Source organism: Galbibacter sp. L-19 (genome assembly GCF_056857615.1).
Genome location: NZ_JBSXNL010000048.1, coordinates 95,694 through 121,138 on the forward strand (window position 1 = coordinate 95,694; position 25,445 = coordinate 121,138).

General features: G+C 33.0%; 22 protein-coding genes. 8 read left to right on the forward strand and 14 right to left on the reverse strand.

Annotated features, from left to right (window positions below; translation table 11 throughout):
* Nucleotides 1–166 precede the first annotated feature (166 nt).
* The gene (locus AC13CQ_RS07335; RefSeq protein WP_474506657.1) at nucleotides 167–1,423 is read left to right on the forward strand and encodes a BaiN/RdsA family NAD(P)/FAD-dependent oxidoreductase; all 1,257 of its coding nucleotides are present in this window, start codon (nucleotides 167–169) and stop codon (nucleotides 1,421–1,423) included.
* Here the strand turns inward: AC13CQ_RS07335 and AC13CQ_RS07340 are convergent.
* Nucleotides 1,420–1,893 carry a TspO/MBR family protein gene (locus AC13CQ_RS07340; protein ID WP_008610680.1) on the reverse strand — a complete coding sequence of 158 codons (474 nt, stop codon included), beginning with the start codon at nucleotides 1,891–1,893 and terminating at the stop codon, nucleotides 1,420–1,422. The genes AC13CQ_RS07335 and AC13CQ_RS07340 overlap by 4 nt on opposite strands.
* A 503-nt stretch (nucleotides 1,894–2,396) precedes the next feature.
* Here AC13CQ_RS07340 and AC13CQ_RS07345 point away from each other — a divergent pair.
* The 4 genes from AC13CQ_RS07345 to AC13CQ_RS07360 all read left to right on the forward strand — a co-directional run bounded on the left by AC13CQ_RS07345 (nucleotide 2,397) and on the right by AC13CQ_RS07360 (nucleotide 7,172).
* Entirely contained in the window at nucleotides 2,397–3,488 is a 1,092-nt protein-coding gene (locus tag AC13CQ_RS07345) for a diphosphomevalonate decarboxylase (RefSeq protein WP_456867829.1), read from the forward strand.
* 217 nt (nucleotides 3,489–3,705) lie between these two features.
* Nucleotides 3,706–4,644, forward strand: a complete 939-nt coding sequence (locus tag AC13CQ_RS07350) for a mevalonate kinase family protein (protein WP_456867828.1) — start codon at nucleotides 3,706–3,708, stop codon at nucleotides 4,642–4,644.
* A gap of 13 nt (nucleotides 4,645–4,657) precedes the next feature.
* Nucleotides 4,658–5,563 carry a geranylgeranylglycerol-phosphate geranylgeranyltransferase gene (locus AC13CQ_RS07355; protein ID WP_008610676.1) on the forward strand — a complete coding sequence of 302 codons (906 nt, stop codon included), beginning with the start codon at nucleotides 4,658–4,660 and terminating at the stop codon, nucleotides 5,561–5,563.
* Between the two features lie 736 nt (nucleotides 5,564–6,299).
* Nucleotides 6,300–7,172 carry a pseudouridine synthase gene (locus AC13CQ_RS07360; RefSeq protein WP_008610675.1) on the forward strand — a complete coding sequence of 291 codons (873 nt, stop codon included), beginning with the start codon at nucleotides 6,300–6,302 and terminating at the stop codon, nucleotides 7,170–7,172.
* Nucleotides 7,173–7,263: 91 nt separating this feature from the next.
* Here the strand turns inward: AC13CQ_RS07360 and AC13CQ_RS07365 are convergent, their stop codons facing one another.
* From AC13CQ_RS07365 to AC13CQ_RS07385, 5 genes are all read right to left on the reverse strand, one after another.
* On the reverse strand, nucleotides 7,264–8,619 hold the full coding sequence (locus tag AC13CQ_RS07365) for an MptA/MptB family glycosyltransferase (RefSeq protein WP_335588584.1): 1,356 nt from the start codon (nucleotides 8,617–8,619) through the stop codon (nucleotides 7,264–7,266).
* Nucleotides 8,620–10,107 (reverse strand): cellulose synthase family protein, encoded by a 1,488-nt coding sequence (locus AC13CQ_RS07370; RefSeq protein WP_474506656.1) that lies wholly within the window; start codon nucleotides 10,105–10,107, stop codon nucleotides 8,620–8,622. It abuts the gene before it with no gap.
* Nucleotides 10,104–10,793, reverse strand: coding sequence for a glycosyltransferase family 2 protein (locus tag AC13CQ_RS07375; RefSeq protein WP_337899753.1), 690 nt, complete (start codon nucleotides 10,791–10,793; stop codon nucleotides 10,104–10,106). Before AC13CQ_RS07375 ends, AC13CQ_RS07370 begins: the two co-directional genes overlap by 4 nt.
* Before the next feature lie 65 nt (nucleotides 10,794–10,858).
* Nucleotides 10,859–12,457, reverse strand: a complete 1,599-nt coding sequence (locus AC13CQ_RS07380) for a 4Fe-4S binding protein (RefSeq protein ID WP_474506655.1) — start codon at nucleotides 12,455–12,457, stop codon at nucleotides 10,859–10,861.
* Nucleotides 12,454–13,761 carry an NAD(P)/FAD-dependent oxidoreductase gene (locus AC13CQ_RS07385; protein WP_474506654.1) on the reverse strand — a complete coding sequence of 436 codons (1,308 nt, stop codon included), beginning with the start codon at nucleotides 13,759–13,761 and terminating at the stop codon, nucleotides 12,454–12,456. Before AC13CQ_RS07385 ends, AC13CQ_RS07380 begins: the two co-directional genes overlap by 4 nt.
* Nucleotides 13,762–14,318: 557 nt before the next feature.
* On the opposite strand from AC13CQ_RS07385, the gene AC13CQ_RS07390 reads away from it, so the two are divergent.
* Entirely contained in the window at nucleotides 14,319–15,353 is a 1,035-nt protein-coding gene (locus AC13CQ_RS07390; protein ID WP_474506653.1) for a glycoside hydrolase family 113, read from the forward strand.
* A 20-nt stretch (nucleotides 15,354–15,373) separates the two neighbouring features.
* Here the strand turns inward: AC13CQ_RS07390 and AC13CQ_RS07395 are convergent, their stop codons facing one another.
* From AC13CQ_RS07395 to AC13CQ_RS07430, 8 genes are all read right to left on the reverse strand, one after another.
* Nucleotides 15,374–17,005, reverse strand: a complete 1,632-nt coding sequence (locus tag AC13CQ_RS07395) for a sulfatase family protein (protein WP_474506652.1) — start codon at nucleotides 17,003–17,005, stop codon at nucleotides 15,374–15,376.
* A gap of 113 nt (nucleotides 17,006–17,118) precedes the next feature.
* A complete protein-coding gene (locus AC13CQ_RS07400) occupies nucleotides 17,119–17,661 on the reverse strand; it encodes a ClpP family protease (protein ID WP_008610666.1) in 543 nt (180 codons plus the stop codon).
* 283 nt (nucleotides 17,662–17,944) lie between these two features.
* Nucleotides 17,945–18,844: a sterol desaturase family protein gene (locus AC13CQ_RS07405; protein WP_335588591.1), complete on the reverse strand. Its 900-nt coding sequence runs from the start codon at nucleotides 18,842–18,844 to the stop codon at nucleotides 17,945–17,947.
* 130 nt (nucleotides 18,845–18,974) lie between these two features.
* Nucleotides 18,975–19,943 (reverse strand): arsenosugar biosynthesis arsenite methyltransferase ArsM, encoded by a 969-nt coding sequence (gene arsM / locus AC13CQ_RS07410; RefSeq protein ID WP_474506651.1) that lies wholly within the window; start codon nucleotides 19,941–19,943, stop codon nucleotides 18,975–18,977.
* A complete protein-coding gene (locus AC13CQ_RS07415) occupies nucleotides 19,940–20,755 on the reverse strand; it encodes a purine-nucleoside phosphorylase (RefSeq protein WP_008610663.1) in 816 nt (271 codons plus the stop codon). The genes arsM and AC13CQ_RS07415 overlap by 4 nt, the downstream gene beginning before the upstream one ends.
* 3 nt (nucleotides 20,756–20,758) lie before the next feature.
* On the reverse strand, nucleotides 20,759–21,367 hold the full coding sequence (locus AC13CQ_RS07420) for a TIGR04282 family arsenosugar biosynthesis glycosyltransferase (RefSeq protein ID WP_337899740.1): 609 nt from the start codon (nucleotides 21,365–21,367) through the stop codon (nucleotides 20,759–20,761).
* A 16-nt stretch (nucleotides 21,368–21,383) separates the two neighbouring features.
* Nucleotides 21,384–22,439, reverse strand: coding sequence for an arsenosugar biosynthesis radical SAM (seleno)protein ArsS (gene arsS / locus AC13CQ_RS07425; protein ID WP_008610661.1), 1,056 nt, complete (start codon nucleotides 22,437–22,439; stop codon nucleotides 21,384–21,386).
* Nucleotides 22,440–22,633: 194 nt separating this feature from the next.
* On the reverse strand, nucleotides 22,634–22,969 hold the full coding sequence (locus AC13CQ_RS07430; RefSeq protein ID WP_008610660.1) for an arsenosugar biosynthesis-associated peroxidase-like protein: 336 nt from the start codon (nucleotides 22,967–22,969) through the stop codon (nucleotides 22,634–22,636).
* Nucleotides 22,970–23,108: 139 nt separating this feature from the next.
* On the opposite strand from AC13CQ_RS07430, the gene AC13CQ_RS07435 reads away from it, so the two are divergent.
* Entirely contained in the window at nucleotides 23,109–23,888 is a 780-nt protein-coding gene (locus tag AC13CQ_RS07435; protein ID WP_335588594.1) for an HAD-IIA family hydrolase, read from the forward strand.
* Between the two features lie 79 nt (nucleotides 23,889–23,967).
* A complete protein-coding gene (locus tag AC13CQ_RS07440) occupies nucleotides 23,968–25,299 on the forward strand; it encodes a sugar porter family MFS transporter (RefSeq protein ID WP_337899739.1) in 1,332 nt (443 codons plus the stop codon).
* The last annotated feature ends 146 nt before the right edge of the window (nucleotides 25,300–25,445 follow it).

Here is a 25,445-nt window from a genome sequence, read left to right on the forward strand (position 1 = left end):
GTAGTGTACAGTTTTCAGTAGCAGTTAGCAGAATTAAGTATTCATTACAAAGTATGCGGGAGATAAGAGAACAGAGAAGCATCTTTATTCTTGTTTCCTATAATTCATCAATTTTTGTACTATCAACTATCAACTATTAAACTCAAAATAACTGTATCTTTGCGCCATGATATTCGATGTGATAATTGTAGGAGGTGGCGCTGCTGGTTTTTTTTCGGCCATACAAATTGCAACCCATAATCCGCAATTAAAAGTAGTTATTTTGGAGCGAGGAAAGGAAGTACTCACCAAGGTTAAAGTTTCTGGTGGCGGACGTTGTAATGTTACGCATGCTGAATTTGTTCCCAATGAATTAGTAAAATCATATCCTAGAGGGGAGAAAGAACTTAGAGGTCCTTTTCATACATTTTGTAGCGGGGATACGGTTGCTTTTTTTGAAGACAGAGGGGTTGCTTTGAAAATTGAAGAAGACGGGCGCATGTTTCCAGAAAGTGATTCTTCACAAACTATTATCGATTGTTTTTTAGCAGAAACAGAGCGGTTAGGTATAAAAGTAAATACCAGCTGTGGAGTTAAGAATATAAAAGAGTTATCGTCCGAAAATTCTTCATGGGAGATTGAAACTTCACAAGGTATTTTTCAGACAAAAAAAATTGTAATCAGCACTGGGAGTAACCCTAAAATATGGAATCAGTTGGCAGCACTTGGACATACAATTGTATCTCCAGTTCCGTCTTTATTTACTTTTAACATCAAAGATATACGAATTAATGGGTTAATGGGACTCTCATCTCCTGCGGAAGTGAAATTAATAGACCGTAAAAATAATCCTATAAAACTAGAAAACGGACAAAAAGCAACTGCAAAAGGACCACTTTTAATAACGCATTGGGGAATGAGCGGCCCTGCTATTTTAAAGTTATCAGCATGGGGAGCTCGTAAATTATTTGAACAGAATTATCAGTTTAAAATTCAAGTAAACTGGTTACCAACATATAATCAGGAAGAAGTTTTATCGGATTTAAAAGAATTAAAAACTTCCGAGGCTAAAAAGCTTGTTTTTAATACGCGTCCGTTTGAGATTCCAAAACGATTATGGTTTAAAATATTAGAGGTTTCAGGGATTACAAATCTGCATAAATGGGCGGAAATTAATAAAAATCAACTACAGCAGTTATCACAAGAACTTACAGAGGCCACATTTGATGTGAATGGGAAAAGTACATTTAAAGAAGAGTTTGTAACTGCTGGAGGAGTAGATTTAAAAGAAATTAATTTTAAAACCTACGAAAGTAAAATTTGTAAGAATATGTTTCTAGCTGGTGAGGTTATTAATGTTGACGCCATTACAGGAGGATTTAATTTCCAAAATGCATGGACGGGTGCTTATATTGTTGCTAAAGCAATAACAGAAGTAACTTAATTAAGTTGCCAAATGCTAAAATTTAGGATGGTGGCAAAGCAAACCCATAATAAGTAAGGAATTAACAAATACGCAGCTACCCTATTTACTACTTTAAACCATTTAATGGTAAGTAAAATGAGGACAACAAGTGTTATTATGATGAGTAAAGCCCAAAATGGTTTTTGAAATCCAAAAAAAACAATACTCCACATAGCATTAAATAACAGTTGAAATCCGAAATGATACAACGCTGTTTTTACCCATAAATGATAAAAACCTCTTGCCCATACAATTCCAGCGGAAATTCCCATTATAATATATAAGATTGTCCATACAGGGGCAAAAATCCAATTTGGAGGATTGAAAGAGGGCTTATTGAGTGTGGGATACCATGTGTCTACAGAGCTTTGTGTGGCAAATCCAGAGAGAAAGCCAACAACTAAACATACTACTACTGCAATTAATATTCTGGTAAGTTTTTTTGACATAGCACTCGTAAATATGCACTAAAATAACAATTTATTTTTCAAATCTCATATTTGTTTTATAAGTATTGTTATGAACTTATTTTTTATATTATTTCACACAATTTTTTGTCATAATTTACAGATATATCTTTCTCACAACATAGAAGAGTTCCGTTAGGCAGGGAATAAAAGATTTATTTTTGATTTCGTGTCAAATTGATTTTTAGTGCAAAGTAATTTACTCGATAATCGAGATTTGAATGCTCCGAAGCTTGCTTCGAAATGTTTTTTAGTTTTTTCTTCTAATGCCTCGTGAGCTTATTCCGAGGTAGTTTACTTATTAAGGGAGGTTTCAGTTTTTAACGCTTGTTTTTTTTTGATTTTTCTCTTATTGTCTCACGTTTTGTCTTGAGAGAGTTGACTTGCAATTGATAGCCTATTTTATGGCCTTTAGTTTTATAGGAACGATAAAAATTAGGGGTGGATATTTCTTTGAGTTATATTTGCCTAAACTTTTTTTTTAAATGACGGTAGCTAGTTTTATTCCATCTCCATATAAAAGCAAATTAGAAACTGGGAGCTTTACTTGGCAATCGCCTAGTAATATAGCTTTAGTAAAATACTGGGGGAAGTTGGAACATCAAATTCCTGCAAATCCTTCTATCAGTTTTACGCTTAATAATTGCCATACAAAGACAACGTTGTCCTACACAAAAAGAGCTAATAATAGTACAGATACTTTTAGTTTTGAGGTGTATTTAGATGGAGAATTAAAATTGGATTTTGCGCCTAAAATAGAAACTTTCTTTAAGCGAATAGAGAAATATCTACCTTTTTTAACCGATTATCATTTTAAAATAGAAACACATAATTCTTTTCCTCATAGTAGTGGGATTGCATCTTCTGCAAGTGGAATGAGTGCAATAGCCTTGTGTTTAATGAGTATGGAGAAGCAATTGGTTCCTGAAACTACAACTACATTTTTTACTGAAAAGGCGTCTTTTTTGGCACGCTTAGGTTCAGGAAGTGCTTGTAGAAGTATAGAAGGGCCTTTAGTTGGCTGGGGTGCGCATCAACAAATAACAAATAGCACCGATTTATTTGGAGTAAAGTATGATGGAGACGTAGCCAATGTTTTCAATAATTATCAAGACACTATTTTATTAGTAGATGTAGGAGAAAAAAAGGTTAGTAGTACCGTAGGACATAGCTTGATGGAGGGTCATCCGTTTGCAGAGCATCGTTTTGAGCAAGCACATAAAAATATTTCAAAGCTTATAGAAATATTTAAAACGGGCAATATAAAAGGATTTATAGAAGTAGTGGAGAGTGAGGCTTTAACCCTTCATGCTATGATGATGACCTCTATTCCCTATTTTATTTTGATGAAACCAAACACCTTGGCAATTATTGATAAAATATGGGAGTTTCGAAAAGCAACTGGATCCAATGTGTGTTTTACGCTGGATGCAGGAGCAAATGTACATGTGTTATATCCAGAAAGTGAAAAAGAGGAGGTTTTGAAGTTTATTAAAAATGAACTCGTTGCATATTGTAAAAACGAGCAGTATATTTGCGACCAAATTGGTTTTGGAGCTTACTCGATTGATAGTTGATAATTTATTGAAGCAGCACATTATATAATAAATGAACTTTGCCTTTACCGCTGAAATTGTTTATATTTATAAATACTTGGCGGAGAAAATATTGAAATTATTAATTAGTATCCATTAGTATTAGAATATGAAACATCCATGTCTAATTTTAGACATATAGTAAAAGGATTATTTGGATGTTCCATGTGACCGTTAAAAAACGGTAAAAAATAAACACATGAAAGGACCTTTATTTTACTCGAAAATACTCCTCTTTGGAGAATATGGAATCATTAAAGACTCCAAAGGGTTGTCTATACCATACAATTTCTATAATGGAGCACTAAAAGTAAGTGATGATTTATCTGCGGAAGCAAAAAAATCTAATAAAAGTCTTCAACGATTTTCGATTTATTTAGCAGAGCTTGAGGCTTCACAACCTGAATTGGTAACTTTTGATTTAGAGAAATTAAATAAAGATGTTGCTGGCGGAATGTATTTTGATAGTAGCATTCCACAGGGTTATGGGGTAGGAAGTAGTGGAGCATTGGTAGCTGCTATTTACGATAAATATGCTACAAATAAGATTACTGTATTAGAGAATTTAACTAGAGATAAATTATTAAAACTTAAAAAGATTTTTGGTGAGATGGAGTCTTTCTTCCACGGAAAATCTTCTGGTTTAGATCCTTTAAACAGCTATTTGAGTCTGCCAATTTTAATTAATTCTAAAGATAATATAGAACCAACTGGCATTCCTTCCCAAACAATTGATGGAAAAGGAGCTGTGTTTTTATTGGATAGTGGAACTACTGGGGAAACTGCTCCTATGGTGCAAATATTTATGGAGAACATGAAGCAGGAAGGTTTTAGAAATATGTTGAAAGACCAGTTTATCAAGCAAACAGATGCTTGTGTGGACGACTTCTTAAAGGGAGATGTAAAGTCGCTTTTTGGAAATCTTAAAAACCTTTCTAATACTGTTTTGAATAATTTTAAACCAATGATTCCTGCTCAATTTCATAAGCTTTGGAAGCAAGGAATAGATACCAACGATTATTATCTTAAACTTTGCGGTTCTGGTGGTGGTGGGTACATTTTAGGATTCACTCAAGATATTGAAAAAGCAAGGAAAGCTTTAGCAGGACATAAATTGGAGGTAGTTTATAACTTCTAAAAACTCATTCCTTATGTTTAATCGGGGGCAAAAGCTATTATTTTTAAAGTTATTGAGCCTCTTTTCGGTAGTGCGTGGCTATAATGTATTGGTTATTGTTATTGCACAATACCTTACTTCTATTTATATTTTGGCGCCTAATATTCCTGTTCGGAAAATTTTATTCGATCCCAATTTATTCGCTATTGTTGTTGCTTCAGCTATTGCAATTGCCTCAGGATATATAATTAATAGTTTTTATGATGTTGAGAAAGATTTAATTAATCGTCCTACAAAAACAATGTTAGATAGATTGGTAAGTCAGCGATTCAAATTATCAACTTATTTTATACTGAATTTTATATCGGTTATTTTTGCTAGCTATGTGTCGTTCCGAGCAGTAGTTTTTTTCTCACTTTACATTTTTGGGATATGGTTATATTCACATAAACTGAAGAAAATTCCTTTTATTGGGAATTTCGTTTCTGCAACGCTAGCAATTACTCCATTTTTTGCAGTTTTTGTCTATTATAAAAACTTTCAACATGTAATTTTCGTACACGCAATTTTCTTATTTCTTATTATTCTGATAAGAGAAATGGTAAAAGATTTAGAAAATATAAAAGGAGATATTGCACATAATTATCAAACAATACCAGTTGTTTATGGAGAGCGGATGTCAAAAATATTGATAAGTTGTTTGAGTTTATTAACTTTAATTCCCGCTTATCTTTTAGTTACAACTTTTGCAGTTGGATATATGTATATTTTCTTTTATGCCTGTATGTTGCTTATGGTTGTATTTATATTTTTTCTGTGGCGCTCCACAACAAAAATTCACTATTTGGTACTGCACAATATTTTAAAGTTTATCATTGTTTCTGGGGTGCTAAGTATTTTATTAATAGATATTGACTTGGTATTAAATAGAATTATGTAATTTTTTATGAGGCTCTGTAAATTTCAGTTACATATCCACAGCTATATTATTCTCTTTTTTCGGAGGGCGCTTATTGGGAATAAAAGAAGCATTTGTGGGAAATAGAGTTCCAGCCTGTTATTAACTTCTATACCTATGGGTACAGGGTGGTTTAGTTTCCAATTCTAATGTCCGAGTAAAAACTCAAGTCCGTTTCGGTATAAAAAAGAGCAAAGACTAAATGCTCTAGTTAAAAACAGCGTTGATGGCTAGCGCAGCTAAAATCCTTATCCGTAGAATAGTGATCGAAAGCTCTGAAATCAGGAGTACAGCAATACAGAGTTTAGGTTACGTTTTTTCGACCTCGTTGTCGAACAAATTCATTGGTTAAGGCGCCTTTTTCTTTGTTTCGTTTCTTTTGGGCGAGCAAAAGAAATGAAAAGCATGAAGTCATTGGTATTTGGATTGGAATTAGAGCTAACAAATAAACAACACAATTCTAGACTAGAGCCAGACTAAATTCTAACTACCCTAAAATAAGTAGTTTAAAGAAAAAACATTACTAAAATCCTCTTTTTATTCATTTTTATTAATAGCAATAGGTCTATTTTGAAAATTCCATTTAAACCTTGATATAAGTGGAGTCCAATAAATTCCGTTAACTTTTATAACACAACAATATTTCCAATTATAATTATCTTTTGACAATCTTTTATTATTTGATTTTGATTACCATATCTTTGCAAAAAATAAGTTTATGAGTAGAGAGGATAAATCCAGAAAAGGAAAGAGTTCTAGTAGGCAAGGTGGTGGTAGTAAAAAGTTCTCAGGAAGACAAGGTGGGAATATGAAGAGTAAGAGTTTTGCTAGAGGAAATGCTCCAGTAAAAAATACTCCTACACAGAAGAAAAGTCAGTTATCTCCAGATGAAATACGATTGAATAAATACATAGCTAATAGCGGTGTTTGCTCTCGTAGAGATGCAGATATTTATATTGCATCTGGTAATGTAACTGTAAATGGTGAAGTTATAACCGAAATGGGTTATAAGGTAAAGTTGTCTGATGAAGTAAAATTTGATGGACAGAACATTACTCCAGAGAAGAAAGCATATGTTTTATTGAATAAGCCAAAAGGATTTATTACTGGAAATTCCGAAGAAAAAGGAAAACGTACTGTAATGGATTTGGTAAGAAACTCCACAAAAAGTAGAATTGCAACTGTAGGAATGTTGGAGAGAAACTCCACAGGATTAATATTGTTTACTAATGATATAGAGCTTTCTAAACGTCTTACGCAAGGACAAGGATTTAGAAAAATTTATCATGTTACCCTAGATAAAAGTTTCCGTCATGAAGACCTTCATAAAGTGAGAGAAGGGTTGGTTATTGATGAAAAAGAGGTAAAAGTAGAAGAGATTACTTTTATTGAAGGAGGAAATAAAAATGAGGTAGGAATTAAAATCTTCAGTAATAGAAATAAGATAGTTACTCGTATTTTCAAGCATTTAGACTATGAAATATTGAAGATAGATAGAGTTGCTTATGGCGGACTTACAAAGAAAGACTTGCCTAGAGGGACTTGGAGACATCTTACAAAACAAGAAGTTATCAATTTAAAAATGCTTTAATTCCCCAAAGCCTGTCCTGAGTTTGCCTAAGGACTCTGCGTTGAAATGAGTTAAATTTATTTTGTTTGAATACCTTGTAGCTTATTCCGAGTTACTTGATTAGGCGTTTGTTAAAAAACACTTCGTATATAAAACAGCTATAAATTATTAAATATTCAAGCGTTACAATCCATAAATTTTCTTGAAAAACTGGATGAGCGTAGGCATGGTAGCTTAACACAGTAGCCGCAGACCATATAATTGGATATTTATAGCTAGTAAAAACACCCAATAATAGAGGCGTAGCAATATACCAAGGGTGTATTGTGGTACTCATAAAAAGGTAAAAACTAACAGCCAAAAGCATGGAAATAAACAATGTTTTTGGCTGATTGTTTTTTCTTAAGAATGCTAAAAGCCATATAAAAATAAATACTCCAATGGCCATTCGTGTTCCTGCTGTTTCGATAATATTATAACCTTTTCTGTAAAATCCTATTTCTCGAACGATATAATAGATACTTGCATTGAACTCAAATTTTTGAAACCAGAGTCCAATTGTTTCCGTATAATTAGTTATTAATTCTGAGGAGAGAAAGGGAAGAAATGAAGCAATAAAGCCTAAAATAGTGATTGAATAAAACCCGATGAGCTGAAATGCATTTCCTTTTATTTGCTGAAAATCTTTTAAAAACCAACGTAAAAAAAGTGGTAAGAAGAGCAGTGGCACTAACTTAGTAGAAATAGATATAGACAAAAATAGTGCGGCTATGATCCATTTTTGCTGAAGAAGGAAGTATAAGGAAACTACAAAGAAGAATAGCATAATGCCTTCAAAATGAAGATTTCCGGTAAGTTCTATAATTATAAACGGATTTAAAAAATACCAAAATATTTGATGTTTTGGGAGCTGTAATAATTGTAAAATCTTACGCCCAAAATATAAAATCCCAATGTCGGATAAAATGATGAAACTTCGTAAAATGATAATATTTCCTAAAATTGTTTTTCCACCAAGCAGTGCACTTAAATAAAAAAACAATTGATTAATAGGAGGGTAATTGCTGTAATGAGATGCGTTGAGGTTTCCCATACCTTCTTGTAAGCCTTTATAATTTTCCGCAGAAAAAAAATCGGAAGCTAGTAATTGCTCAACGGTATATTGAAAGGGATTTATTCCATCTAGAAGTAATTTACCATCCCAAATAAACCGATAAAAGTCTTGTGACAAATTGGGCGTTGCTGCAAAAAATACAAATCGAGAGGCAATTCCAAATAGCAAGAGAAACCTAAAGTTATTTTTCTCAAATTGAATTATTTTATAGAAAAAGAAAAAAAGGCCTATATATAAGCCTAAAAGTTTTGTAGTGTCTGCACGTTGTAAATCGTACGCAAAGCTTGCATAAAATAGAAGGGATGCAAGTACAAATAACAACGGAAATTTATGTGCTTTCCAATAATCTAACATTTATATTCTTGACCTAATTGAATGGAAAAATACAAAACCAAAACCAATAACCAGCATTAAGTGAAAAGGAAATAGGCTAAAATCATTCAATTTAAAGGCACTAAATATCCCAAAAGCAAAGTAGAGAACTAGCAGGGCCTCTAAAATAATATTTCTAGAAATTGATTTAGAAATATATTTATTTCCCCTCCATGAATCTGATATATTTTTGATATTAAATTTAGGAGTGCGTACAAATTCACTTCGTTTTCCTCGGTGGCCTTCTATAACCGCAAAACTGTTATGAAGCGTAAAACCTAAAATAACAGTAAAAAAAGTAAGGAATGTTTTGGTGTAGCTAAGGATGTTTTTCCAACTCTTTCCTTGGATATTTTTATAAGTAAACCAATAACAAACATAAAGAATTAAGGTGCTTAAAATAAAAATTCCAGTAAGGTTGAAAACCCAATTTGGAATAAAATCTTGTTGTTTTATAAAGAGAATAGGAACACTTAAAACCGAAATGAGAAATGCACACAAAAACATAGAACTATTGAGTAAGTGTATGAATCCGTGGAACTTTGTTTTGTTAGAAATGTTTTTGGAAGCTAATAAATTACGAACTGTTTTTCTAAAATTCTCAGCACCTCCTTTATTCCATCTAAATTGTTGTGTACGTGCCGCACTAATAATAACAGGAAGTTCGGCGGGGGTTTCTACATTTTCCAAATATTTAAACTTCCAGTGTTTTATTTGCGCTCGGTAGCTCAGGTCTAAATCTTCGGTAAGTGTATCTCCTTCCCAATTCCCTGCGTCCAGAATACATGCTTTTCTCCAAATACCAGCTGTTCCATTAAAATTGATAAAGTGACCTTTAGCACTTCTTCCAACTTGCTCAATAGTAAAATGCATATCTAACGCAAAAGCTTGAATTTTGGTAAGCAAAGAATAATTTCGATTAAGATGTCCCCAGCGGGTTTGTATCACTCCAATTTCAGGATCTTTAAAATAGGGGACAGTTTTTTGAAGCCAATGAGGAGCTGGAAGAAAATCGGCATCAAAAATAGCTATGAATTCTCCCGAAGCTATCTCTAAACCTTCTTTCAAAGCCCCAGCTTTAAATCCAACACGATTTTTTCTAGTGATATGTTTTATATCAACTCCTTCTTGCTGAAATTTATTTATTATTTCTGAAGTTTTTGTAATAGATTCATCTGTAGAATCATCTAGCACCTGAATTTCTAATTTATCAGAAGGATATTTTAGTTTTATAATGTTTTTAAGTAATCTATCTACTACATATTCTTCATTGTATATTGGAAGTTGAATGGTAACTTTTGGAACTTCTTCGGGTTGTGTTAAATTAAATTTCGGTTCATTTTTCGGGGCTTTTTTATAGGTTAAATAGTTTATCAATAAATTCAATTGTGTTAAACTATAAAAAAGAATAAGCAGCAAAGAAGTAACGTAGATGACTAAAATAGTATAGGAAACAATTTCTAAAATCATTTAAAACTATATTTAAAAATCCAACCTAATATTTTGATACCTGCCATAACACTTCCTTTTACAGTGCCAGATACTTTAGAAACTCCGATTCGGTTTTTGTAACGTACTGGAATTTCTACATACGAGTAGTTCTTTTTTATTGCTTTTAATTGCATTTCTACTGTCCAACCATAGGTTTTATCTTCCATGTTTAAAGCAATTAGCTTATTATATTTAATAGCTCTAAACGGACCTAAATCGGTAAACTTAGCATTAAAAAATATCCTCATAAGGGTTGTAGCTAGCCAATTTCCAAAAATTTGTTGTGGAGTCATTGAGTTTTTTGCGCGGAATTCTTCAACACGGGCGCCAATAACAAAATCAATATCATTTTCAATAATGGGGGCAACAATTTTGGTAAGTTCTTCTGGGTAATCGGAATAATCGCCATCAAGAAAAACAATAATATCAGGTTGTTTTTTTTGTTTTGCAATGTAATCCATGCCTTTCAAACAAGCATACCCATATCCTTTTTTATTTTCAGTAAGGACAGTAGCTCCTGCTTTTTTAGCAACAAATTCTGTAGTGTCGGTAGAGTTATTATTTACAACAATAACTTCCTCAACAACTTCAGGAATTTCATTTATAACATGAGCAATAGATTTTTCTTCGTTATAAGCAGGAATAATAACTTTAATGAGCTTCATTTACAATCGCCTAAATTAGGTTGCAAAAATACTATCTAATGTTGAGTCGCACAGAAATTATAGTATTATTTATTTTGTTTAATTAAATCGAGTAAATTCACATCATTTCCTAGTAAAACCGCATCACTGTTGATACGTCCTTTGGGACTTTCATTTTCTAATTTAAGGACCCCTCGTGGACAAACGGCAGAGCATATTCCGCAGCCAACACATGACGCTCTAATAATGTTCTCTCCTTTTTGTGCATATGCACGAACATCAATACCCATTTCACAATAAGTAGAGCAGTTTCCGCAGGAAATACATTGCCCACCATTGGTTGTAATTCTAAATTTTGAGAATAAACGTTGTTGCAGTCCCAGAATTGCTGCCATAGGACAACCAAAACGACACCAAACTCGATTTCCTAAAATGGGATAAAAACCAGTGCCTATTACTCCCGAAAAAATAGAACCTATAAAAAATGAATAGGTTTTACGAAGAGTTTCAGGATTGAAAATAAAGATATTACTCCCGCTGAAATAATGAATAGCAATGAGTCCGAGAATAATAGCCAAGTATCCAATTGCTCCATATTGAGCATCTTTTTGTAATTCGTCTCTTTTAAAGTACCAGATTACTGCAAATAATGCCCCTAGAAAAACAGCTACGCTTATTAAAAAAGCATCTTTATTAAGCCAGTATTTACTAGCGTCATAATTGAGGTAGCTATGCACTACAGCTACGGTCATCAATACAGAAAACACCAAAACACTGTGCACCAACCAACGTTCTATTTTCCATGCTTTTAAACTTTTATCGGACAAGTGTCTAAAAGAATCACCAGAAGTTTCAGCTAGTCCGCCACAACCACAAACCCAAGAACAATACCAACGTTTTCCGTAGAAATAAGTTAAAATAGGAGTAATAATTAAAATAGAAACAATTCCAAATATAAGCAAAGCAAGACCTATATCTCCGGAGCTTATGAAACCATCAACTCTATATTGGTCAAAATTGTAATAGCTTAGTGGCCAAATATTTTTTAAATCGTAATACGGAATATTATAAGCTTCAGAATTATTTAAACGTGCCATTAATTCTGGAATGATAAACGCAAAGGATAATTGAAAAAACATCACACTAATTGTTCGTAATACTTCATAGCGATTATGGCGATATTTCCACAAAAATTTAATTCCGAAAGCTAGAATAGCAACGGTATACAGCGTTCCATATACAAACCATTGACTGGCAGGATTACCACTTAAAAGCGTACTTAATGGATCAAATAATCCTATAAGCCCTACATTACTTCCTTCTGTTCGTAATCCTAGATATTGTGGGTAAAAGTATAAAACAATGTAAAAGCCAGTAAGGGCAATCCCTAAAAGCCAAGCTAAAAAGCCTCTTGAAGAAATGGATTTAAACCACACAGCATCGTTTTTAATTCCAGCGTATTTGTTATTGTAGGCTCCGTAGGAAAATAGTAGCACTCCAAATATTAAGGAGCTAAGAGATAGCGTTAACCACAAGGTTTTATTAGGAAAGTTTACATTAAAAATAGCTAGCAGTAAAACTCCTAGACCAAACATTCCTACAATAACAGCAAGTTTTTGAAGAAAATTAAGCGCTACTGGAGGCTCTCCCGCTAAAGACATGTTTCTTTGTACTGTGGTATTCATATGCAATTTTTATCAGTTTTTAACTGTTCTTTGAATGCTTTTTTGATGGCTGAAAAATGAGAATGGTAAAATTCTGGATCAAAATTAGCCTTCTCTAAATGTTCTATTACGTAATCAATATTTTTTTTTTCTGAAATCCAAGAATCAAAAGTTTTATGATTTAAACGAATTCCGAAAGTGTTTACTCCAAGAATAGCATTGGTGTTTTTATGATACGCCAAGGTAATGCGCTTTTCTCCATTGGGAACTTCCCATGAAAAATGAGCTTCATAATCTTTAGGTTTTGCCCACACCCAACCATAGGTTTGGTATTCAATATCAAAGAATTTAGCCGAGTTAAACCAAACTCCAGGGTTGTATGCTGTTTTATTTCCGCAGATAGTTTGTGCTACTACTTCTCCCATCATACGGCCAGTGTACCAAACAGCTTCAACAGGATTTCGTAAGCCTGTGGGTTCAAGTTGTTGTGCACAATCGCCAATGGCATAAACGTTTGGAATATTAGTTTCTAAATACTTATTAACTTTTACGCCTTTTCCAGTTTTAATAGAACTATTTTTTAAAAAGTCTACAGCAGGCGAAACACCAGCAGTAAGTCCTACCAAATTGCATTCAATTTCCTCTCCCTTTGAAGTAATAACAGATTTTACACGACCATTTTCGTCTCCGATAATTTCTTTAAGTTCTGTTTCTAATCGTAAATCGATATGGTGAGTTTTAATATGTTTGCTTATCAAATTAGCATCGCCAGAAGGAAGTACACTTCCCCAGAAATCTTTATCGCGCACTAAAAATGTAACAGGAATTTCTCGGGTACGAAGCATTTCTGCAAGTTCAATACCTATAAGTCCGCCACCAACAATAATAGCCTTTTTACAAGCTTTATTATTAGGAGCATTAACTTCTAAAAGTTCTAAATCTTGTTTGGAGTAAAGACCTTGAACTCCCTTTAAATCTTGACCAGGCCATCCAAATTTATTAGGCTTAGAGCCTGAAGCAATAATTAAATTGTCATAACTTAGGGTGGAGCCATCTTTAAAAACAAGTGTATTTTTATCGGTATCCACTTCTGTAACAAACCCTTCTTTAAGCGCTATGTTATTTTTCTCCCAAAACCAATTCTCATAAGGTTGCGTATGTTCAAATTTCATATGCCCCATATACACATACATCAATGCAGTTCTTGAAAAAAAGTATTTAGATTCCGCAGAAATAATGGTTATTTTATAATTACTTAGTTTTCGGATATGTCTTGCCGCAGTAGTTCCTGCAATTCCATTTCCAATTATTGCAATATGTTTCATGTATTAATTTAGCTATAGAATATATGTCGTTATACAAGATAAGAACTTATATATAATTTTTAATTTAGAAGAATTTTAAATTGTATTGTGAAAGAAGGGTTTGTTTAAATGAGGCTTGTATGAATACTTTCATTTTTAAAGAATATTTCAGTTTCTATTAAATCCCTCACTGAGGGGGATTCCCCAAAGCCTGTTCTGAGTAAAAATAAAAGACCGCTTCGCTATAAGAAAAAAGACTAAGTGCGAATCATCATAAAATAAGTAGTTTAAAGAAGCGACATTACTAAAATCCTTTTTTATTTATTTTTATTGATAGCAAGGAGCCTATTTTGAAAACCCATTTGAACCTTGGTATAAGTGGAGTTCAATAAATTCCGTAAACTTTTATAGCACAATAATAATTTAATTTAGAAAAACTAATTGCCAATTTTTATATTGAACTGGTTTAAACTTTTTGTTTTTAACCGAAAATAAACTGAAATTTGTCTAGATGAGACACTTTTTGAAAGACATAGCATGCGCTACGCAAAATAAAAAGTTCATTATATATTGTATTGATGAATAGATTTTTATTACTCATTACAGGTATTACTTTATTTTTTTTAGGTTGCAAATCTGATGATGTTTCTCATGAGAAAAAAATTCATGGCGTTAGTTTAGTAGCTTCAAAAGACTCTTTGGCTATAACGGAGGTTAAAGAAATAATAAAAGTACATGCTAATTATGTTTCATTAATGCCTTTTGCATTTATGAAAGATATTAATCATCCAAAAATCATTTATAATCAGGAAAAACAGTGGTTTGGAGAAACTTCAGTAGGGATAAGTCAGCATAAAGAGCTTTTAGATTCGCTCCATATTCAGGTGATGTTGAAACCACAACTTTGGGTTTGGAATGGTTTATTTACTGGAGATATAGTTATGACTAACGAAGCAGATTGGATAGCGTTGGAGCAACAATATGAAAACTATATTCTAGATTTTGCATCGCTAGCTTCTCAATTAAATATAGCTATTTTTTGTATTGGAACCGAGTTACATCAATTTGTAGTTAATAGGCCTGACTTCTTTAAGCGTCTTATAAAAAAGATTAGAACTATATATCATGGAAAATTGACGTATGCAGAAAATTGGGATGTATATCAAGAGGTTCCTTTTTGGAATGAATTAGATTATATTGGAATTGATGCTTATTTCCCGCTTTCTGAGAAGAAAACACCTTCTTTAACCGATTTAAAGTCTGGTTGGGAAGTTCATAAAGAAACAATGAAAAACTTTGCAGCCAAGAAAAGAAAACAAGTTGTTTTTACAGAGTATGGCTATCGAAGTATAGATTTTTCTGGCAAAGAACCATGGAAACATGACCGGTCTAAGTTACCTGCCAATTATGAAGCACAAACCAATTGCTTATTATCACTTTATCAAAACATATGGGATGAACCATGGTTTGCTGGAGGTTTTTTATGGAAGTGGTTCCCGCAAGGAGGCAACCATATAAGTGAGCAAAATAGGTTTACCGTACAAGAAAAACCATCCCAAACTGTTTTGGAACGTTTTTTTGAGCAAAGAAATAATGAGGTTATGAAAAAATAAGCTCCAATAAAGATGCTATCCTATTTAGTTATATTTTTTTGTTTATACATATTAATGTAATGCTGATCTAGCTCTTCGGAATCTTTATATTTTTCTCGTAATGTTTTGAGTTTTTCTTTCAGTTTTTTAACTACCTCTTGGTAATTTGGGTCGTTATACACATTATTCAATTCATGTGGATCTTTTAATCTATCGTATAATTCCCATTCATCTACATCATAATAAAAATGGATCAGCTTGTATTCTTTGGTCACAATGCCATAGTGACGCTTTGCCATATGTACCCCTGGGTATTCATAATAATGATAATATGCGGCATCTCTAGTCCATGCAGTGTCTTTACCTTTTAAAATTGGTAACATACTTTCTCCTTGCATATCTTCTGGTATTTTTATTCCAGCAGCATCCAAAAAAGTAGGAGCAAAATCTAGATTCTGAACCATATCGTTGTTTTTACTTCCAGGTTTGATAACATCTGGCCATTTTATTATTAAGGGAGTTTTAAAAGACTCTTCATAGATAAAACGTTTGTCAAACCAACCGTGCTCTCCAAGGTAAAAACCTTGATCGGAGGTGTAAACAACAATAGTGTTTTCGGCAAGTCCTGTTTCCTCCAGATAATCCAATACTCTTCCTACATTATCATCAACAGAAGCAATGGTGCCTAGATAATCTTGCATATAGCGTTGGTATTTCCACTTCATTTTTTCTTCATCGGTCATATTTGGCCAATGCTCTTCAAAATCTTTATTAATACTGTCTATAATGGGGTCATATAATGCTTTTTGCTTCTCATTCATTCTGCTATATGGATACGTAAAACCACCAGGAATAGGTTCCATTTCTGGAGTTACCTTCCCCATTCTTTTTAAAGTTTCTGGTCTTATTTTACTGTCGTGACCATATCTCATATGGTAAAGTATATTCATCTCGGCAGTTTTGGCAGCAGTGCCTCTATTTTTATAATCGTCAAATAATGTTTCAGGTTCTGGAAATGTTTTTTGTGTATATTCTTTGAATTTTTCAGGACTTGGCCACCAAGGTCGGTGTGGCGCTTTATGGAGATACATCAACATAAAAGGTTTTTCTTCATCTCTTTTGTTGTCTAACCAGTTTAAAGTTAGATCGGTAATGATATTGGTTACATACCCAGTAATAGTAGTGTCGCCTTCTTTGGTAATAAATTTGGGATTAATATAATTTCCTTGTCCTGGTAATATTTTAAACTCGTCTACTCCTTTTGGATTGTTGCCAAAGTGAAGCTTTCCAAACATTGCGGTTTGATAGCCCGCTTGCTGAAAAAGTTTAGGAAACGTAACATTGGTAGTGTCAAAAGGGAAATTATTGTCTATTTTTCCGTTGATATGGCTATGTTTTCCTGTTAAGATTACTGCTCTGGAAGGAGCGCAAATAGAATTGGTAACAGAGGCATTGGTAAAAAGCATTCCTTGTTTTGCAATCCTATCTATATTTGGAGTGTTTATCAATTTATCAGAATAAGCACTTATGGCTTGGTAAGCATGATCGTCTGACATGATAAAAATTATATTGGGACGTTCTAGTGTTGCGTTTTCTTTTTCTTCTGAAGTATTTTTACACGAAACTCCAATTAATAGAAGAGAGAGGAGTAGTAATCTTTTTAGATACATCATTAACGTTACATTTTGGATAGTTGTACAACAATGAAGAAAGATACTTAAAAAACATAAAAAAAGGATGTTCTACCATGTAAAACATCCTTTTAGTTATATAAACAAATGGTTCTTTATTCTAAAACCCCATCAATAATACCATATTCTAAAGATTCTTTGGCATCCATCCAATAATCACGATTAAAATCTTTCATTATTTTATCGAAATCTTGTCCGCAGTTATCGGCTAAAATTCTTGCACCAATTTCTTTTGTTTTAATAATTTCTTTTGCCTGAATTTCAATGTTAGAAGCTTGTCCTTGTGCACCTCCACTTGGCTGGTGAATCATTACTCTTGCATATGGGTAAACAAAACGTCTTCCTTTTTCTCCTGCTGAAAGTAATATAGAACCCATAGAAGCTGCTAAACCTGTACAAATTGTAGAAACAGGACTTTTTAAAGACTTCATGGTATCATGAATAGCAAAACCAGAAGTAACATACCCTCCTGGACTATTTATTATTAATTTAATTTCTTCATTATTTATAGAATCTAAATACAACAATCTGTCTATAACATGTTTTGCTGATTTATCATCTACTTGGCCCCAAAGAAAAACTTTTCTTTCTTCTAAAAGCGCTGCATCTATTTTATCTTGAATCTTATTAGTTGCCATATTTTTATTATTTATAGTTCAAATATACTGAACTCATCTTTACTTTTTAAGTTTGAGCGAAAAATAGTGCTTTTACTCACTATTTAAGATTTTAATGCCCTAAAGTCTGTACTGAGTTTGCCAAGAGCTTAGGGTTAAATATTTTTAATCCCTCATAGAGGGTCTAATTCCCCGACGCTCTGCGTCGAAATGAGTTAAATTTGTTTCCTTTGAATACCTCGTGGGCTTGCCCCGAGGTAGTTGATTATCCCTCTTAATGCCTCGCAGTTTTTCCGCAAGGAGTTTACTTTTTTTTGTTTATTGAATTCTCTTTAGAACTCCATGGATATAATTCCTGATTTATAAATTTCTTCGGATATTCATCGTCATCATGAAAACCTAATTCAATATCCCTTCCGCTGTAAGGAATGTAATTAGTTTTGAATATATAGTCCCATATACTCAATGTAATTCCGAAGTTAACCCCATATTTATTTGGCATTTCTTTACTATGATGCCAAATATGCATTTTAGGATTGTTTAAAATGTATTTAAACGGACCATAATCCCAACCAATATTTGCATGGTTTAGATGTCCAATAGTAATATTAAAAAAATGAACAATAGCCACTGCTTCGATGTTATAACCTCCAATAATAGCAATAGGAATGTATAAAATAGATTTATAAACTACTGGTTCCATCCAATGATAGCGAAAGTGAGCTGCAAATCCCATTTCTTTTACGGAATGATGTGTTTTATGAAAATTCCAAAGAAATGGAATCCTGTGTAATAAAATATGTGTTCCCCATTGAATAAAATCGGCTACTATAAAAAAGATAAATAGGCCTAATAACCAAGGTAGTTTTGAAGCATCAAAAAGTTGAAAATTAGAAAGTGAAGCTCCGAAAACATTTAGGAAATCATTAAAAATTTCGGCTGCGGTATTGGATAGTGCAATTAATGCAATAAGATTTAATAAGAAAAAATTAAAGAAGAGATAGAAGGTATCTAACCAAAAATCTTCTCTAAAAATTTTCTGATTTTTTCGCCAAGGAAATAAAATTTCGAGACCCCAAATGGTGAAAGAAATAATGAGTAGTCCATAAAAGTAATTCTCCCAATGGAAGCTGGTAATTTCAGAAATCAGGTAATTAAAATATCCTGAATACGAATTTTTTATAATGTCGAAATACTTTTCCAAAGGATGCTCTTCTTAGCTTTTAAAATCTATTTTTATGATAAGGATTTTCCATAATAAAGTCGGAATATTATTCAATAACTTACTTTTTAAAACATATGTTATTGGTTAGATTTTACTGTTAAGTTATAGTTTAACAACATCCACCGCCGTCGTAATGCCAAGTAGATTCAGAAATAAAAATATCATTTCTCTCTAAATTTTTCAAGGTGTTAGCAGTTTTATCACAAACAGCAAGGGGTTGGTTTTGTAATAGAACATGTCCGTTTTTATCATCAAAATAATCCTCTTTACCGTAATAAATGGCAGCTTTTCCAGTAAAAACACAAGGGCCGTCTTTCGGCATTGGATCTTTTATGGCAGCCACTTCAATGGATTCAATGTAAATTAATTCTTCTGTATTGTAGTGCAATGGATCTAGAATTCTATATGGTTTTCTAGCTCTTATTTCGATGGTTCCAAAACCAGCATCGGTAAGCATCTTTACATATTCTTTTATAGGGAGGCTTCCACTTAAACACAATGCTCTAAGCTTATCGTTGTTTCGGAGTTCCTCGCTCATTGTTTGCTCGCAAGTGGGATCACTCATTACAAGTCGCCCATGTGGTTTTAAAACCCGATACATTTCTGAAATAGCCTTTTTTAATTCTTCAGTTTTAAAAATATTAAACAAACAATTTTGCGCTGCCACATCAATACTATTATCTGCAACAGGAAGGTGTAAAGCATCGCCTTTTTTTAAGTCTATAAAATCACTTTTAAACCAATTGTTTTGGGTTTCGGCTTCTTTAAAATTTTTACGAGAAGCTTCTAACATTTCATCTACAACATCTACACCAATAACCCCATTTTTTTGACGAGAAAAATAAGCAAACTGTAAAAGTTCCATGCCTCCGCCAACACCAACATATAGAATTTTTGGATTGTTAACCAAATCTCTTGGGTGTACAGTGCTCCCGCAACCATAGTTCATCTCTTGCATTATTTTCGGAATTTTTAATCCCGGTAATTCCCAAATAGGATTTGTGGTGCAACAAAGTCCAACATCTGGAGTTAAAGCAGCATTTTTATATACGTCTTTTGTAGTTTCTAAATAACTCATAGCTGCTTAATTAGTTTTTTGAAGAGTGTAATCATTTTTGGTTCTGCTTCCCCGGCAATTCTAATAATTTCATTAATATCTACAGGTTCTAAATTATCTGGATCTCCTTCATCTGTAATTACAGAAATAGCGGCAACTGGCAGTTTTAAATGGTTGGCAACAATAACTTCTGGAACAGTGCTCATTCCTACAGCATCGGCGCCAATAATTTTAAGGTATCTGTATTCCGCTTTTGTTTCTAATTGCGGACCAACTACCGAAACATACACCCCTTTTTGGAGGGAAATATTTTCTTGTTTTGCTGTGTTGATAATTGTATTTCTCATGTCAACGTCGTAGGGCTGACTCATATCCACAAATCGTTCTCCAAATTCGCTAACTCCTTTAAATGCTAGTGGAGAACCACCTTGTAAATTAATATGGTCTTCAAGAAGCATTAAATCTCCTTTTTTATAATCTAAATTTATAGAGCCTGCAGCATTAGAAATAAGTAGTTTTTTAATTCCGAGTTCATGCATAGCACGAATTGGATAAGTAATATCAATAAAATCGTAACCTTCATACAGGTGAAAACGACCTTGCATAACCACTACTTTTTTACCTTCAATTTCACCATAAATTAATTTTCCGCTGTGGAATTCTACGGTAGCCAAAGGAAAAAATGGAATATGATTGTAATGAGCTACAATTGGATTTTCAATTTCATCTACCAATTTTCCTAGTCCAGTTCCTAAAACAATCCCAACTTCTGGAGCTTCAAAGCCCTTACTTTTTAAATATGCTGTTGTTTCTAGTAATTCGTTTTTGGTCATAATTTAATCTTTTAAAAATTTTTGAAATGCAGGATGTTCCTCAATATCTTCATACACATCCACATCATTAAGTTCTTCTAACAAAGCTACATTAATGGTTTTTAAATCTTCTAAAGTCTCTCTTAAAACAGTATCTGTGCCCCATTTTTTTTGTTGAAATATTTTAGGATACATTCTTTTTAAACCTAGAAGGTAATAACCTCCATCTGTAGCCGGTCCAATTACCGCATCATAATTATTGAGTTTTTGGAAGGCTTCTTCAATGTGTTTTTCAGTAATATCGTACATATCACTACCAATAATTATTACATTTTGGTAACCTTCTTTGAAACTTTCGTCAAAAGCATGCATCATTCGTTCTCCGAGGTCACTACTACATTGCAGTTTTTTTTCAAAATGTTCTAGATTCCACAAATCTTTTTTCGGAATTTCTTCAGAATAATATACAACTTTATTACTGTTAACCCTTTTGGCAACTTTGGCGGTGTGTTCGAGTAAAAAAATGTATATCTCAAGGGCCTTTTTATCACCTATATCTTTAGCAAGTCTAGTTTTTACTTTTCCTAATTCTGGATTACGGATAAATATGATTAAAATATTTTTTTCTTTCATTTAAAAGCACATTATTTTAGACTACTGTTCCTTGGCAGCTACTTCCTGCGCCAGCAGTACAACCATAGCAATGTTGAGAGATAATAATATCTCTATTGTTTAAAATATCTTCATTGTACTCACTAACATGTTTTACTTTACTATCTACTTTGAGGTCGAGCATTTGGTTGAAGTCGCAATCATAAAGCCAACCATCCCAACTAATGGAAATAGTATTGGTGCACATTACATTTTTTACTGCGGAAGGGTTAAAAGCTTCCACTAGGGAATACATATAATCTTCGTAGTTTTCTGAAGCGATGAGGTATTCCAAAAATCTAGAAATAGGAAGATTAGTAATAGCAAACAGATTGTGAAACTGAATTCCGAAATCGTCTATTAATGCTTTTTTGAAATCCTTTTCCATGGAGGCTTGATTGGTAGGTAAGAAAGCGCCAGCAGGATTGTAAACCAAATCCAGTTTTAAATTGCTATTCGGCATTCCGTAGCCAACAGCATTTAATTTTTTTAAAGCTTCTATTGATTTGTTAAAAACTCCCTGTCCGCGTTGTTTATCGGTCTTTTCTTTGGTCCAATGTGGCATGGAAGAAATTACATGGATATTGTGTTTTTTAAAAAAATCTGGAAGGTCGTTGTATTTTTTGTTCGCTTCAATAATGGTAAGGTTGCTTCGTACAATAAAATCTTCCACTCCAATTTTGGAAGCCTCCTCTACAAACCATCGGAAATTAGGATTCATTTCTGGAGCTCCTCCAGTTAAATCTAGCGTATGAGCCCCCGTATTTTTTATAATATCTAGACATTGTTGCATGGTTTCCTTTGTCATTATTTCCTTACGGTCGGGGCCTGCATCTACATGGCAATGGGAGCATACTTGGTTGCACATATATCCCACATTAATTTGTAGGATTTCTGTTTTATTTGGACGAAGCGGAAACTGATTTGTCTCTGCAATTTTGTCTTTAAAAGTAGGTAGTTCTCCATTCGCAAAAATTCCATTAGAAAGTATTTCTAATTGCTTTTTCGATTGAGAAAGTTGGTTTGCTCGTTTATGTAACGATTTTTTTAGCATGTTGATATGTTAGCGTATAATGTCTTTTAAAATTGTCCTGTAAAGGAAATAAGCCTTACATTTTAGAGTTGTAAAGTTATGAAGTTACGTTGTTACACAGTACAGCTACTGCTAGAGAAGTTGTAGCAGATTCATATTTTTGAAAAATACAACCCTTAATTCCGTAATAACAACTAACAATCCATATTTTACAATTACATGGACAACTTATCGTATTTCTTCATCATTTGAACCCCATGGACCAAAGTAGCGCCACTCTCAATAGCAGCTCCAGCATGCACGGCTTCCATCATTTCTTCTTTAGTGATCCCTCTTTGGAGACCGTCTTTTGTATATGCATCGATGCAATATGGGCATTTTACAACATGAGATACAGCTAATGCAATTAAAGATTTCTCTCTAGCTGTAAGAGCTCCTTCTTCAAAAACTTTTCCGTAGTAATCAAAAAATTTTTCTCCTAACTCCTCACTCCATTCTGTTATTTTAGGGAATTTTTTTAAATCTGCTGGGTCGTAATATGTCTTTTCCATAGTTTAATTGAGTATAAATATTGATTTTGTGAAATCCTAGTAGTATTGGACGTTTTTATTGCTATTTCTTACAAGAGAAAAATATTAAATTGTAATTTAGTTGCATAAGTAAAAGTAAAAGAAATAAAGAGATTCTAAGATGAAGAAAGGATTTTTAATTGATATGGATGGTGTAATTTATGGTAATGACACCTTAATTCCTGGCGCTGATAAATTTATAAAAACATTGCAAAAAGAGAATATCCCTTTTTTGTTTATGACCAATAATAGTCAGCGTACCCCTTTAGACACAGTAAATAAAGTGGCGAGGATGGGGATAAAAATAAAAGAAGAAAACGTCTATACAAGCGCAATGGCTACGGCTTATTTTTTATCTTTTATGAACCCAAACGGAACAGCTTATGTTTTAGGTGAAGGTGGATTAATAAGCAGTTTACATCAACACGGATATACATTAGTAAATCAAAATCCAGATTTTGTGGTGGTTGGAGAAGGAAGAAACTTCACTTTAGAAATGGTAAACAATGCAGTAGATATGATCCTCTCAGGAGCAAAATTAATAGCTACCAATTTAGATCCATCTCCTATGAAAAAGGGATGGTCTAATTTAGGAATAAAAGCTATTGTTGCCATGATTGAAGAAGCTACTGGAAAAAAAGCTTTTTCTGTAGGGAAACCGAGCCCCGTAATGATGCGTTCTGCAAGAAAGTATCTAGGTTTAGAAGCTCGAGAGACTATTATAATTGGAGATACAATGGATACCGATATTTTAGGAGGTGTCCAATTAGGATATACTACTATTTTGACGCTTTCTGGAGTTTCTAAAGAAAACGATTTAAACGATTATGCATTTAAACCAGATTTGATAATAAATTCTGTTGCGGAGCTAGATTTAAAAAAGGCTTTGGAACTTCAATAGAATTCTTACCTTTAAAACCAGTCAACCAGAAGCATTTCTGTTTCGGAAGGAATAGTATGCTTCAAAATGAAAACTTAGAATGAGTAAAGTATTACAATGGGCCATCATCATCTCGCTTGGTGGTTTTTTATTTGGTTTTGATACCGCAGTAATTTCTGGAGCAGAACAATCAATACAGCAAACATGGGGTTTAAGCGACTTGATGCATGGTTTTGCAATTGCAGTTGCGCTTTACGGTACATTAATAGGAGCTATTTTTGGAGGATTTCCTTCGGATAAATATGGAAGAAGAAAAACCCTTTTTTGGATTGCAATTTTGTTTCTCGTATCGGCCATAGGTTCAGCTTTAGCATTAGATATATACTCCTTTGTAATCTTTAGATTTATTGGAGGAATTGCTGTTGGAGCATCCTCTGTAACAGCGCCTATTTATATTTCAGAAATTTCTCAAGCGCAAAATAGAGGGAAATTAGTAGCGTCTTTTCAATTAAATCTAGTTTTAGGTATTTTAATGGCTTATGTGTCTAATTATGTTATTAGCTTACTAAATTTAGAAAATGCTTGGAGATGGATGTTGGGAGTAGAAGCAATTCCAGCTTTAGCTTTTGCACTTTTAGTAAGAAAACTCCCAAGAAGCCCAAGGTGGGTGTTGTTAAAACACAATGCCGAAGAAGAAGCACTACAGACTTTAAAATTAATTAATAATGATAATTATGAAGCGGAATTACAGGAAATAAAAGCCTCCGCAGCAATGGATGCAACTAAAACATCACTTAAAGAAAGGTTTTTATCTAAGAAATATAGTTTTGTTATTCTCTTGGCATTCTTATTTGCATTTTTTAATCAGCTTTCAGGAATTAACTCTGTAATTTATTATGCACCAAGAATATTTAGAGATGCTGGGCTGGGGAGTGAATCTTCAATGTTTTCTACGGTAGGAATTGGGATTATAAATTTAATATTTACCCTTGTTGGAATGTATCTAATAGATAGAAGCGGACGAAAAAAGCTTATGTATATTGGTTCTATCGGGTATATTATTTCGTTATTTTTTATAGGAAGAGCTTTTGATACAGGAAATACTGAAGGGAGCATAGTGCCTATATTATCATTTATATTTATTGCATCTCATGCTATTGGTCAAGGAGCTGTAATTTGGGTTTTTATTTCTGAAATATTCCCAAATAAAGTAAGAGCTTACGGAATGTCTTTAGGAAGTTCTACACATTGGATTTTTGCAGCATTGATAACAAACTTTTTCCCTTACTTTACAGAAGTTGTAGGGCCAGCGCCAATATTCTATTTCTTTGCTGGAATGATGATTTTACAATTGTTATTTGTAATCTTTTTAATGCCAGAAACAAAGGGAAAATCTCTTGAGGATTTGTCGAAATCACTTTTGAAAAAGTAAAATGTTATGTAAGTATTGGAGCGTTAAACTTTGATTATCGAGCAAAAAGCATTTATAAATTTAAAGAAGTACATTTTTAGTGTTAAATAAGCTGAAAAATTTAATCTAATCTTTTGTTTTTGGTTAACTTAACCATTATTATTGGA